This is a genomic window from Legionella tucsonensis (genome assembly GCF_001468035.1).
Taxonomy (GTDB): domain Bacteria; phylum Pseudomonadota; class Gammaproteobacteria; order Legionellales; family Legionellaceae; genus Legionella; species Legionella tucsonensis.
The window spans coordinates 2,305,129-2,318,059 of the sequence record NZ_LNZA01000001.1; the positions used below are offsets into that span (position 1 = coordinate 2,305,129).

Sequence of the window (12,931 nt, forward strand, 5' to 3'; positions counted from 1 at the left end):
CATAAATTAATTAGACATCCCTAACCCAACTCAGGTTCAAATGCAGATATTTTTCTAGGCTTTAATTCACCTTGTTCTTCAGCAATGGCTTTATCATTCACGATCTTAGTCACACACGCATCAGACCAAACATTTAAAGCAGTTTCCAACATATCAATTAAACCATAGAAAGGTAAAATAACACCCATAAGCACAATAGGGACATTCATACTGGATAACAAACTAATACTCAGAAAAAAACAACCCATGGGTACGCCTGCATTTCCAATAGCAGCTACAGTGGCAACAAATATCCATAAAACCATTGTGCTATAAGTAATGGGCATACCATGATTCTGCATTAAATAAATCACCGTAGCGAAAATAAAGGCTGCACAGCCATTCATATTAATACTGGTGCATAAAGGTAAAACAAAACGACTTACCGATGGTTTTACCTGCAAATTCGTTTCTATAGTATTCATTGTGACAGGTAATGTCCCTACTGAAGACTTGGAAAAAAACGCTACTGATAGCGCTGGAAGCATGGAGCGCATTGCTGCAAAAGGTTGAATCTTATTCTTTTTTAACCATAAAGGTAATACCACAAAACCTTGAACTAAATTAGCTAAAACAACAATCAGTAAATATTCCCCTATGCCTTTAATATCCATACCTGAGCGCAACTGAACAACTGTTGAAGTAATAAAGCCAAATAATCCCAATGGAATAACTGTGATAATCCAACGTGTCATGACTAAAAACATACCATGCGCACCACGGAAAAAACGCGTAATAGTTTCACGAGATTCTTCATCAGGAATTTGTCGCACGGCAATACCGATAATAATACTTAAGAACAATACACCCATAACTTGTTGTTCAAGAAAAGGAGATAATAAATTGGTAGGTATAATATTCGCCAAATATCCTAAATAACCTAAACTACTCGCTGACTTGACTGTTTGTGCATCCAGATCAACCTGAACCGAGCTGGGTTGGATTAAAATATAAAGCAAACAACTAATCACCGCAGCCACGATTGTAGTAGAAAAAGTATACTTAATCGTTCGCTGCCAAATTTTTTTCATGAACCCGTCAGTCTTGTAATTCGCCAAGGTAACAATTATCGATAAAGAAATAATGGGTAAACTAATGCACTTGAAAATCTTAATAAACAAATCAGAAATCAATAAACCTGTCTCTTTCAAAACAACTATATTTGATATCCCGCTGGCAATACCTAAACCTATCATTAAAGCGTAAATCAAAGGAGTGCTGAAAATGAATTTTTTTTGTTGATGTGCTGCACACATATTGGTAATCCTTAAAAATAAAAAAAGTGAAGAATTTGAAGATTACGTTTAGCAACAACAAGAAAGGAGTTTAAAGTGAGCGAGAGTTGAACGATGAGTCGTCTGATTCGAGTGAGTTAGCATTATAAAGCCTTACACCTTTTATGATTAAAATATGTTCAATGAGAAATATTCTAACACATCCAATAGGTTCGTCAAGAAATTTTAAACGATTCATCAACCAATTCAATGCAATTGATTTGTTGCTTTAAACGAATGATCCGGCGATAGGCATCTTCTATACGTTGCCGTTCTATTTTTTGCTCAAAAATCAAACGTTCAATGACCTCAATCAACTCAGGCGCCGTAATTTTTGCCAATTGATTTGCAAAAATTAGCATATCTGCTCCTGCATTGATTGTCAGACATAAAGCATCTTCAAGCGAATAATGATCTGTAATTGCCTGCATTTGTAAGTCATCTGCAATGATTACTCCATCATAGCCTATAGTCTCACGCAACACACCCGTTAAAATTTCACGAGATAAAGTTGCGGGTAACCCCTGATTATCCAACTGCTTATTCACCACATGTGCTGTCATAATCATAGTTGGTTTATAAATATCGCGTACTAATTGGTAATATGGAATCAACTCTTCTTTATGAAACGTTTTTGTAACATCGACAAATCCTTTATGAGTATCACCAACCGCGCTGCCATGGCCTGGGAAATGTTTGTAACAACAAGCAATACCATAATGATAAAAGACATCAACAAATTTTTTGGCTAAATGAATTACATCATTATGATTCGCTGAAAAACTACGCTGCAACCCCCCAATAATTCCTTGGTCGTCTTGTAAATACAAATCAACAACTGGGGCAAAATTAAGATTAAAACCCAACGACTTTAACGTAAATGCCATTTGAGTTAACTCAGCCTGCAAAGCCTCTGGCGATAATTGTGCCATGTTATGTGCACTCATAGTCGGCATACATCCTTCGACCCGAGACAATCGATCTATGGCTCCTCCTTCATAATCTATGGCAATTAATAAAGGTGAGTCATTATTTTTGTAATTTATTTCTGCAGAATAGTAATTGAGTTGATGCGTTAATCGTTTGATTTGCGCCTGATTTTTTAAATTTTTACCATATATACCCGTAGAAGCATCTTGATCAAATAACAAAACGCCACCTAATCCATCTGTAGAAAGCCATTCAGCTACAGGACTCTTGTCATGAAGGTCACAGCCCTCAAATCCTATAACCAACATTTGACCAATTTTATTTCTAAGAGTAATCATCAGTTGCTCCGTCAACAAAATAAGGAAAAATCTTCCTAAATAGACCCTAAATAGCTGGTGTTGTAACGAGAATCATACACAAAGATAAAAATTAATGCCATTTATATCTTTTTTGGAGGTATTGCTGGAATATCACTAAAATCACAACTGCAATTTCCTGACCCCTTAGGAGGAAGAGGAACGAGTGAGAAATCACTAGAAAAACAAACGGTTACGTTCCAAGCTGAATCACCAGGATTTATTGAGTGAGGTAAAGACCAATAATTCTTAGCAATATAAGTTTTTCCTACGTCATTTTGCCAAAAAACTGGGGAAAACTGAGCTTCATAAATTAATTTCTGACCGGGTGTGCAAGGGAAAGTCTGACGGATCCAGGATTTTTTAGCAGGTACAGTAACTGTTGTTAAAACTTTAGCAGTTACAGCGTCCATTACATCTACAGATACATTATAATCGGTCCAACAATTATCTTTAACTAAAGTGTAATAACAGGTCACTTCAGCAGCCCAAAGAGAACTTGATAAAATCAGGCTCAAAATGAAAATAAAAGTTCTTACTAACATGGTTCAATCCTTACTATTAATAGAACATAACAACAATTTGTTTTGTCCCCAATGGCAGACATCATAAAAATGTATCTTAATAGTCTTTAAAGTCTATTTATTAATAGTATATACAATATCAATCATAAATTTAGACCAAGGGTTGATTTTATTATCCGACATGTATAAGCTTGCCCAAATTGGGAGAGATGGCCGAGCGGTCGAAGGCGCACGCCTGGAAAGTGTGTATACGGCAACGTATCGAGGGTTCGAATCCCTCTCTCTCCGCCATTTAATAAAATGGCAGTTAAATCATGACTGAATGTAATAGGCTCAGTCCCCTGGTTACTCGAACGTTTGGATTTACTAAGTACGGCCGTTCATTGATAGGGGCTGAGCACATGCGACTGAAGTACCTGCCGTTTTTTATGTTTAATATTCCCATAGGTGTTTTTGCAATGATGGAACTGAAAATCCTTATTTGTGAACATGCAAGAGATTATGAACAATTCATTTAGGGATATGGCATATGAAATTAATTATAATAGGAATTTTATTATCATTTAATGCAATCGCTGGTGATTATTTCCCTAAACTGACATCACAAGATCAGCCATGGTCTGTTACTGCAAGCGCTGGCGCAGGCAATTATGAGGTAACAACCAGAGACAAAAGTGTTCCAATAGGACGATTAGCACTAGCCAATGAAATGATGCTTGCAGGAAATATTGCTTTGGGCTTGGAATTAGGACTGCAAACGGGTACTCACATAAAACTGAATATGCCCCGAGAAACTTTTCAGGCTCTTAAAAAATGGATTCCTATGCAAACTACTCTTGCCCCTACCTTGGATTTATTGATAACCAGCAAAAGTGACCCCCTGGGTAGCAGTTCTTTTTTTGCTCAATTAAAAGGAGGGCTTGCCTACAGACATTGGCGGGATAATCGTGTCCCTCTGAATGATATTTCTCAATTAGCAGGTGAAGTACAGGCAGGATTTGGTTATCCCATCACTGCTTTAGCCAATCTAAGCCTACTGTATCAAGGAATATTCAGCGGTAACGGACCAAATTTTCATTTGGATACCTATTCTAAAAGGGAGCAATTATCTAATATTCCTACCTTACATGCGGTACTCTTGGGATTGTCGGTTAATCTATAATTCATCGCTGCTCATTGAGCAGCCTGTTTACATCTTCTACTATATTGGCCAAGCCATCCTGATTTTTTGTGCTATTATGCTTACAAACTGCGTACACACACTGCTTCATATGGAGTATATTAGGCTATAATGTAATCAAAATGGATCTACTTCTCTATTGAGTTTCAGGGAGTATTATCATGAAAGAACAACATTATGCCTATAAAATCACGCATGGCACATCAGACTTGAATTGCCCCCATTCCGTCTTGGAAAAAGATAGAATGGTGGATTTATTAAAGGAAATAGAAAGCCAGCATCATGAAGGGATATTCTGGGTATTTAAACAGTTTAGTGATCAACCTCAAGAACCGCTGTGCATCATCGACTGCTCAAAAAAACGGATTTACTTTCATTATTCCGGCGAAGTTGAAGATTTAAAGAATGCTATCGCCAATCTAAGCCATTAAGTTGTCTCCTCAAAATGCATCGCATGGCATTTTAACCCAAAGTGACCTGTATTGGTTTATTTTGAGCTCATTTATCACATAAAAATCCTGGACAAATGACCTTTTTTTAGTCACCATTTCACTCAATTTTTACTTCCAAACAAAGAGAATATTTATGTCTTTAAAAATTAAAATAATTATTTTAAGTTCGATCGTTTTTAGCTTACTACCCAATGCCTACGCTGGCTCAGCAGCAAAGCATGTTGATAGTGATACTGCCATCCAAAATGCTGTTTTATTCTATATAAACGATTACAGGCAAAAACATGGCTTATCTAAGCTTATAATGGACGATCATATGGTAATTCAAGCCAGGCAACATTCTCTGGATATGGCCAATCATCGCATGCATTTTGGTCATCAAGACTTTGGAAAGCGTATAGCTAAACTGCGTTCACAAATTAAAAATACCGGGGGGGCAGCCGAGAATGTTGCATACAACTACAAAACAGCTCAAATTGTAGTCAGCCAATGGGTTAAAAGTCCGGGGCATAGAAGAAATATTGTAGGGAATTATAATCTGACAGGTATAGGTATTGCCCGCGATAAACAAGGTAAACTTTATTATACTCAAATTTTCCTGCAAACGGGCAAGAGTCCCCGAAGTCACGCTGTAAGAAGACCCTACATCGGAGTCCCCTTCTTCGGTATCAAAAGACAGAGTTAATCAAGGGAGTTAAAAATTCATAGCCAGGGTGAAACGAAGTACGGGTTTTTCTTCTCTGCACCTAGGTTACACAATTAATAGTGTCTAATAACTATTGTTCCATCCGTATACCTCTCATTCTTCTCATCAATTCAATGAGCTGTATATTGTTTTTCCAACTTTAACGAAATCTTTGCAAAAAATCATGAAAATTATGTGGCATTAGCACCCAGACTGGCCTATCATAGAATCATAGACAGTACACATTGTTCAGCCAACATCATTACTTTGGGAGCCAGATTGAGAGTGAGGTGTGCAAGCTTAGCATGTACTAAGAAGCCTAAAACACTCCAGAGGAGTCCACCTTGGTAAACAGGACTGTACTCAATCTTACTGTCTATCCGGATTCCATAAAAAGGCGTATTTAAAATAATACGCCTTTTTTATTTACTGCTTTGAAATTGAGTAATTAATGATGGCTTAGATATAGCCTGTGCATTTGCTGCTACGCAGAGTTATATAATCATCCTTACCTATCCGACTGTTTTTTTTATATATAACCACTATAATCAAATAGTTAAACTTAAATTAGTATTATAATTAACGTGAATTCGACGTAAAAGGCATGGAAATGCCTTTTGTATAACTAAACAAACGTAATCCCGTAAAACGCGCAGCATTTATTCGGGATCCAGTTCGAAACGGGACAGTTCGATATAAAAAATTTTATATTGAACTCAGATTAATTAAATATATGCTTACAAAATGGACGTTCACTCAAATGGATATTTTATTGATTTTTCTTGTCCTGTTCTTTTTTAGCCTATCTTTAGGGCTAATCAGATTCTATGATTATTTATCAAGGAGTGAATCATGATTTTGTATTTAAGCTGTGGAATAATTGCGTTCAGCTTATTAATTTTTTTGTTAGTTGTATTATTCAAACCCGAATTATTCTAAGCAGCGGATTTTTAATTTAAAAATGGGAATGGACTCCTATGACAAAACCCGGTTTCCTACAAATTGCGTTTTATCTGTTCTTTTTATTGCTCCTTGTAAAACCGTTGGGCTGGTACATGGCACGAGTGTATCAAGACCGCCCTTGTTTTTTAAACACTTTATTAAAACCTTTTGAGCACCTCATCTATAGACTTTGCGGTATTCATACTCAAGAGGAAATGGGATGGAAAACCTATTTATCGAGCATGCTTTTCGTTAATTTAGCAGGATTACTGGTCGTTTATCTCCTGCAACGTATCCAATTCTATCTACCACTAAATCCTCAAAAATTTGTTTCTCCTTCTCCTGAACTTGCATTTAATACCGCTGCAAGTTTCGCCACCAATACAAATTGGCAGGCTTATAGCGGCGAAGCAACAATGAGTTATTTCACACAAATGTTTGCCCTGACAGTACAAAACTTTATTTCAGCAGCGACAGGCATGTCTTTATTAATTGCAATAATACGGGGCCTCGTAAAACATGAAAGCAGCAGCCTGGGGAATTTCTGGGTAGATACTGTTCGCGGAATACTCTATATCTTATTGCCTTTGTCATTGATTTTTGCACTTATTTTGTGCTCTCAAGGTGTTATTCAGAATTTCAAACCCTATCAAAAAATTAACTTAACTCACCCATTTACTTACCAGAAACCTATGACTGATGTAACAGGCCAAACTGTATTAGATAATCAAGGCCATTTTAAAACAACATCTGTAAGCGTAACAGAACAAATCATTCCGATGGGACCTGCAGCATCACAAATTGCCATTAAACAACTAGGTACTAATGGGGGTGGTTTTTTTAATACCAATTCTGCACATCCATTTGAAAATCCTACTCCACTAACCAATTTTCTGGAAATGGTGGCGCTCTTACTCATTCCAGCAGCCTTTTGTTTTACGTTTGGTGTCATGGTACGTGATAAAAGACAAGGATGGGCAATATTAATCGCCATGTCCATTTTATTTGTTCCCTGTTTAATACTCGACACAATAGTTGAACAAAAAGGAAATCCTGCATTTCAGCAAATGGGAATCGACACTACAGCTCTATCTGAACTTTATCCTGCAGGAAATATGGAGGGTAAAGAGACACGTTTTGGCATCGTCAATTCAGCAATGTGGGCAACTGCTACAACCGCAGCCTCTGGTGGTGCAGTCAATTCCATGCTTGATTCATTTACGCCTTTTGGTGGTTTAGTTCCTTTATGGATGATGCATTTAAATGAAGTGAGCTTTGGTGGAGTTGGTTCCGGATTATATGGCATGTTGATGTTCGTTATTCTTACTGTATTTGTTGCAGGGCTTATGGTCGGCAGAACTCCAGAATATTTGGGTAAAAAAATCGAGCCTTATGAAATGAAAATGGCATCCATTTCTGTTTTAATTATGCCTTTAATTGTACTCATCACTACGGCCTATGCTTCAGTAACAGATAGAGGAATAAGCTCTATAGCCAATCCCGGGGCACATGGATTTACAGAAATCCTCTACGCGTTTACTTCGATGGGAAATAATAATGGCAGTGCTTTTGCCGGTTTAAATGCCAATACCTCTTTTTATAATATCGTCGGTGGCATGCTGATGTTAATTAGCCGATATTGGCTCGCTATACCTGCCCTGGCAATTGCTGGCTCACTTGTTAAGAAAAAAAGGATTCCCAGCAGTTTAGGAACATTAGCAACTCATACGCCACTTTTTATTACTTTATTAGTCTGTATTGTCATCCTTCTTAGCGCATTGTCTTTTTTACCAGCTCTTGCTCTTGGTCCTGTTGTGGAGCATTTGATGCTTTGGGAGAAATATGGATACTAAATCACACTCTATCTGGGATTTTGGCATTATCAAAGGGGCGTTACTCGATGCATTGTTCAAATTAACACCTCGTGTACAAATAAAAAATCCCGTAATGTTTACCGTGTATGTATGCTCAATTCTCACTACAGTTCTTTTTATAAAAGCACTCTTAGAAGATGGGGACGCCCCTACGCTTTTTATTCTTGCTATTAGTTTATGGCTTTGGTTTACACTGCTGTTTGCTAATTTTGCGGAAGCTATGGCGGAAGGTCGTGGTAAAGCCCAGGCTCAAGAGTTACGGCGAGCACGTCGAGAAATTCGGGCTAAAAAATTAGCGAAAGCATCTAAAAGTGCAAAATTCACTATTATTGCCTCAATACACTTACGTGCCGGGGATCTGGTACTAGTTGAAGCAGGTGATTTTATTCCCAGTGATGGAGAGGTTGTTGAAGGGATTGCTTCGGTTAATGAAAGTGCTATAACTGGGGAAAGTGCGCCGGTAATTCGTGAAAGTGGTGGAGACCGCAGTGCAGTAACAGGAGGCACACAAGTGATCTCTGATTGGCTTATCATTCGTATCACCTCCAATCCGGGTGAAACATTTCTAGATCGAATGATTACCTTAGTGGAAGGGGCAAAAAGACAAAAAACACCTAATGAGCTTGCATTGACCATTTTACTTGCTGGTTTAACCATCGTATTTTTAGTGGTTTGCAGTACCTTACTTTCTTTTTCGATTTACAGTGTATCAGTAACTCGAGCAGGTTCGGTAATTTCAATCACGGTACTTGTCGCCCTCTTTGTTTGTCTGGCTCCAACTACTATTGGCGGGCTACTTTCCGCAATTGGTATTTCTGGCATGGACCGAATGATTCGAGCTAATGTCATTGCTTTATCTGGCCGTGCAGTTGAAGCTGCAGGAGATATCGACATTCTATTGCTTGATAAAACAGGTACAATTACTTTAGGTAACCGACAAGCAACAGAATTTATTCCCGCAGAAGGAGTCGATATAAAAGATTTAGCCGATGCGGCTCAATTAGCTTCTTTAGCTGATGAAACTCCAGAGGGTCGAAGTATCGTTATCCTTGCTAAAAAAAAATATAAATTACGCGGCAGAGCTCTTGCTCAATTGAAAGCCACATTTATTCCTTTTACAGCACAAACACGTATGAGTGGAGCAAATCTCGGCACACGGCAAATTCGTAAAGGTTCATCTCAAGCAATTGAAGAATACATCCATCAGTTAGGAGGTAGCGTTCCCGAAAATGTGAAAGCCAATGTTGAGATTATTTCACGTCAAGGAGGAACAGCGTTGGTTGTTGCTGAAGGCCCAAAAGTGTTGGGTATCATTCGTCTTAAAGATATCATTAAAGGAGGAATTCGGGAGCGTTTTGCGCAGTTACGACAAATGGGTATTAAAACCATCATGGTAACGGGCGATAATCCCCTAACTGCTGCTTCAATTGCTGGTGAAGCAGGCGTAGATGATTTTCTTGCCAATGCAAAACCCGAAGATAAACTCAATTTAATTCGCGATCTACAAGCTCAAGGCCATTTAGTGGCGATGACAGGTGATGGAACCAATGATGCACCTGCGCTTGCACAAGCGGATGTTGCTGTTGCAATGAATTCAGGAACGCAAGCAGCAAAAGAAGCAGGTAACTTGGTGGATCTGGATTCAAATCCAACTAAATTGATTGAAGTCGTGGAAATAGGTAAGCAGCTACTTATGACACGTGGAGCACTGATGACTTTTAGTCTTGCCAATGATATAGCTAAATATTTTGCCATTTTACCTGCCGCATTTGGGACTACATATCCCGTACTGAATATACTCAATATCATGCACCTTTCAACACCACAAACTGCAGTGCTTTCCACAGTAATTTTTAATGCGATTATTATTGTTCTTCTCATTCCTTTAGCTTTACACGGAGTTAAATACCGACGCCTTCCTGCAGCACAACTTCTGCGAAATAATGTACTTATCTATGGGTTAAGTGGATTAATCGTACCTTTTATTGGCATCAAAATGATTGATATGCTTTTAACAACATTGGGTCTAACAGGATAAAAAATGATTAGAGAAGCTCTAAAACAAATAAAAATTGCTTTTATGTTTCTACTTATTTTTTCTCTCCTAACGGGTTTAATCTATCCGGCTGTCGTTACAGCATTAGCTCAACTATTTTTCTCTTATCAGGCAAATGGCAGTTTGTTGCAACGTGACGGAAAACCCATTGGTTCTGCATTAATTGGACAACACTTTGACGCCCCCAATTACTTTTGGGGACGTCCTTCTGCCACCACTCCATTTCCTTATAATGCCGCTAACTCTTCAGGATCAAATATGGGGCCTTCTAATCCTGAATTTTTGGCAACCGTAAAAAAACGAGTGAATCACTTGCATCAGTACGGTTCGGACAATCCAAATAAAATAAGCAAGCAATTAATCCCAGTTGATTTAGTTACTGCATCTGCCAGCGGCTTGGATCCTGAAATAAGTCCCCTGGCAGCTTATTATCAGATACCTCGTATCGCCAAAGCACGTCATGTCTCGGAGCAACAAATTCAAGAATTAGTGAATCAGCTAATAAAAAAACGCACCTTACACCTTTTGGGAGAACCCCGAATAAATGTATTGGAGCTTAATTTAGCTCTGGATCATCTAAGGACTACTCAATGACTGACAAACGCCCCGATCCTAACGCATTATTACAACAGGTCATCGAAGAAGAGCAACAAAAACAGCACGGCAAACTCAAAATTTACCTCGGCGCTGCTCCAGGAGTAGGAAAAACTTACTCCATGCTTCATGAAGCAATGGGTGAGCAGGCCAAAGGATTGGATATAATAGTGGGTATTGTTGAGTCTCATGGGCGTGTTGAAATCGAAGAGATACTTAAAAAGTTCATGGTCTTACCTAAAATAACGATTGATTATCACGGTAAAAAACTCCAAGAATTTGATCTGGATTCTTCCTTAAAAAGAAATCCAGGATTAATTCTCATCGATGAAATGGCGCATACAAATGTAAGTGGCGTACGACATAAAAAACGCTGGCAAGATATTAAAGAACTGCTTGATCGTGGAGTCGATGTATATACCACACTCAATGTTCAACATATAGAAAGCCTCAGTGACGATGTCTCGCAAATCATTCATGCTCCTGTTCAGGAAACTGTTCCCGATTTCATGATAGAGAGAGCGAATACCATCGAGTTAGTGGACTTAGCTCCAGAAGACTTATTAAAGCGTCTTGCTGAGGGCAAAGTCTATGTTCCCAAACAGGCACGGCTTGCTGCCGAGTTTTATTTTCGCAAAGGCAATTTAATGGCGTTACGCGAACTGGCATTACGGACTCTGGCAAAACAGGTTAATACACAAGTGCTTTTATACAGGCAAGGTCAGGGTATTAAACACATCTGGCCCATAATGGAAAAAATACTGGTTTGCGTTGGTCCAGGTCCTGAATCACATAAATTGATTCGAGCAGCCAAAAGAATGGCTACCAGTTTGCAAGCGGATTGGATTGCTGTATATGTGGATTCCACAGGGACCCTGTTATCCACAACACAGCGCAATCAAGCCATAAAAAATTTATTTTTTGCAGAACAATTGGGGGCTGAAACTCATATTTTGATAGGTTATGACCTTGTTAAAGAAATTATCAATTTTTCCCGTGAACAAAATGTCACTCTCATTATGATCTGTAAACAAATTCGTCATCGCTGGAGAAATTTTTTCTTTCGTAGTCTGGCAGATGAGGTTTTGCGCTATAGTGGTGAAATTGATGTTTATACCATGACCGAGGTAACTAAGAAATCAAGAAAAAAATCTCTTGCCAAATCAATGACTTCTTCCTGGCTTTATTATTTTTTATCAACCAGCATTGTAGCCATCACAACACTTATTAATTATTTAATTTATCCTTTAGTAAATGAAAGCAGTTTAATTTTGGTTTACTTAATAGGAATAATTTCCATTGCTATCTTAGGACGCACAGGTCCTGCGGTTTCGGGAATTATTCTGAGTATTTTGGCGTATGATTATCTATTTATCCCGTCTTATTACAGTTTTTTCCTGGACAATTCAGCTTATTTCTTCACTTTAGTTATGATGTTCATTTTAGCACTCGTTATTTGCCAGTTAACCTTAGTTACTCGACGCCAGTCAGAAATTACGCGTCTTGCAGAATATCAAACATCAGCTTTGTACACATTAAGTCGAAAACTATCTAGAACTCGTGGAATAGTCAGATTATTACGGACAGGAATCAATTTTATTTCGGAAATTTTTCACTGTGAAATAATCGCTTTATTACCAAAAAATGGACGTCTTGTTGTGTGTGCACGAGCCAAATCACATGAAGAATTGGATGAAAAGGAATACAGCATTGCCCAATGGGTATTTGAATTAGGACAAAAAGCAGGATTGGGAACTGACACCCTCTCATTTTCTAATGCGCTGTTTATACCATTACTTGGTGCGCGCGGAACCGTGGGGGTTTTAAGAGCACAATCCTCTAAAAATAATGATTTCACAACACCTGAAAAAATACAGCTTTTGGAATCTTGTGCTAATCAAATTGCGTTGGCATTAGAAGTAGATAGTCTGCATGAAGAACCAAATAAGTTAAATAATTCTCATTCATGAACATTGCGCTCTTATAAATTTTTTTTACATGCCTCAAGGAGCCTCATAAAATTTT

The 12,931-nt window shown here is 38.1% G+C and carries 11 protein-coding genes, 1 tRNA gene and 1 other RNA gene; 10 read left to right on the forward strand and 3 right to left on the reverse strand.

Features of this window, described 5'->3' with window-relative positions; all coding sequences use genetic code 11:
* Positions 1-20: 20 nt before the first annotated feature.
* From Ltuc_RS10145 to Ltuc_RS10155, 3 genes are all read right to left on the reverse strand, one after another.
* Positions 21-1,295, reverse strand: a complete 1,275-nt coding sequence (locus Ltuc_RS10145) for a dicarboxylate/amino acid:cation symporter (protein ID WP_058521144.1) — start codon at positions 1,293-1,295, stop codon at positions 21-23.
* Between the two features lie 194 nt (positions 1,296-1,489).
* Positions 1,490-2,581: a glycoside hydrolase family 3 N-terminal domain-containing protein gene (locus tag Ltuc_RS10150; protein WP_058521145.1), complete on the reverse strand. Its 1,092-nt coding sequence runs from the start codon at positions 2,579-2,581 to the stop codon at positions 1,490-1,492.
* 101 nt (positions 2,582-2,682) lie between these two features.
* A complete protein-coding gene (locus tag Ltuc_RS10155) occupies positions 2,683-3,144 on the reverse strand; it encodes a hypothetical protein (RefSeq protein WP_058521146.1) in 462 nt (153 codons plus the stop codon).
* Between the two features lie 182 nt (positions 3,145-3,326).
* Here Ltuc_RS10155 and Ltuc_RS10160 point away from each other — a divergent pair.
* From Ltuc_RS10160 to Ltuc_RS10200, 10 genes are all read left to right on the forward strand, one after another.
* A tRNA-Ser gene (locus Ltuc_RS10160) sits at positions 3,327-3,414 on the forward strand.
* 238 nt (positions 3,415-3,652) lie between these two features.
* A complete protein-coding gene (locus tag Ltuc_RS10170; protein WP_058521148.1) occupies positions 3,653-4,285 on the forward strand; it encodes a hypothetical protein in 633 nt (210 codons plus the stop codon).
* A 179-nt stretch (positions 4,286-4,464) separates the two neighbouring features.
* Complete coding sequence (locus tag Ltuc_RS10175; protein ID WP_058521149.1) at positions 4,465-4,734, forward strand: hypothetical protein; 270 nt, start codon at positions 4,465-4,467, stop codon at positions 4,732-4,734.
* Positions 4,735-4,888: 154 nt separating this feature from the next.
* Positions 4,889-5,440, forward strand: coding sequence for a CAP domain-containing protein (locus tag Ltuc_RS10180; RefSeq protein WP_058521150.1), 552 nt, complete (start codon positions 4,889-4,891; stop codon positions 5,438-5,440).
* 230 nt (positions 5,441-5,670) lie between these two features.
* Positions 5,671-5,822, forward strand: a non-coding RNA gene (gene ssrS, locus Ltuc_RS14845) — 6S RNA.
* A gap of 470 nt (positions 5,823-6,292) precedes the next feature.
* Positions 6,293-6,379 (forward strand): potassium-transporting ATPase subunit F, encoded by an 87-nt coding sequence (locus tag Ltuc_RS15895; protein WP_133138347.1) that lies wholly within the window; start codon positions 6,293-6,295, stop codon positions 6,377-6,379.
* Positions 6,380-6,417: 38 nt separating this feature from the next.
* Positions 6,418-8,235 carry a potassium-transporting ATPase subunit KdpA gene (gene kdpA / locus Ltuc_RS10185; protein WP_058521151.1) on the forward strand — a complete coding sequence of 606 codons (1,818 nt, stop codon included), beginning with the start codon at positions 6,418-6,420 and terminating at the stop codon, positions 8,233-8,235.
* Positions 8,225-10,294, forward strand: coding sequence for a potassium-transporting ATPase subunit KdpB (kdpB, locus tag Ltuc_RS10190; RefSeq protein WP_058521152.1), 2,070 nt, complete (start codon positions 8,225-8,227; stop codon positions 10,292-10,294). Before kdpA ends, kdpB begins: the two co-directional genes overlap by 11 nt.
* Positions 10,295-10,297: 3 nt before the next feature.
* Complete coding sequence (gene kdpC / locus Ltuc_RS10195) at positions 10,298-10,906, forward strand: potassium-transporting ATPase subunit KdpC (protein WP_193786846.1); 609 nt, start codon at positions 10,298-10,300, stop codon at positions 10,904-10,906.
* Positions 10,903-12,876, forward strand: coding sequence for a DUF4118 domain-containing protein (locus tag Ltuc_RS10200; protein ID WP_058521153.1), 1,974 nt, complete (start codon positions 10,903-10,905; stop codon positions 12,874-12,876). The genes kdpC and Ltuc_RS10200 overlap by 4 nt, the downstream gene beginning before the upstream one ends.
* Positions 12,877-12,931 lie beyond the last annotated feature (55 nt).

Bases quoted from the DNA above. Each gene is read 5' to 3' on its own strand.
- Ltuc_RS10145 (WP_058521144.1), bottom strand. From the start codon at position 1,295: ATGTGTGCAGCACATCAACAAAAAAAATTCATTTTCAGCACTCCTTTG.
- Ltuc_RS10150 (WP_058521145.1), bottom strand. From the start codon at position 2,581: ATGATTACTCTTAGAAATAAAATTGGTCAAATGTTGGTTATAGGATTT.
- Ltuc_RS10155 (WP_058521146.1), bottom strand. From the start codon at position 3,144: ATGTTAGTAAGAACTTTTATTTTCATTTTGAGCCTGATTTTATCAAGT.
- Ltuc_RS10170 (WP_058521148.1), top strand. From the start codon at position 3,653: ATGAAATTAATTATAATAGGAATTTTATTATCATTTAATGCAATCGCT.
- Ltuc_RS10175 (WP_058521149.1), top strand. From the start codon at position 4,465: ATGAAAGAACAACATTATGCCTATAAAATCACGCATGGCACATCAGAC.
- Ltuc_RS10180 (WP_058521150.1), top strand. From the start codon at position 4,889: ATGTCTTTAAAAATTAAAATAATTATTTTAAGTTCGATCGTTTTTAGC.
- Ltuc_RS15895 (WP_133138347.1), top strand. From the start codon at position 6,293: ATGATTTTGTATTTAAGCTGTGGAATAATTGCGTTCAGCTTATTAATT.
- kdpA (WP_058521151.1), top strand. From the start codon at position 6,418: ATGACAAAACCCGGTTTCCTACAAATTGCGTTTTATCTGTTCTTTTTA.
- kdpB (WP_058521152.1), top strand. From the start codon at position 8,225: ATGGATACTAAATCACACTCTATCTGGGATTTTGGCATTATCAAAGGG.
- kdpC (WP_193786846.1), top strand. From the start codon at position 10,298: ATGATTAGAGAAGCTCTAAAACAAATAAAAATTGCTTTTATGTTTCTA.
- Ltuc_RS10200 (WP_058521153.1), top strand. From the start codon at position 10,903: ATGACTGACAAACGCCCCGATCCTAACGCATTATTACAACAGGTCATC.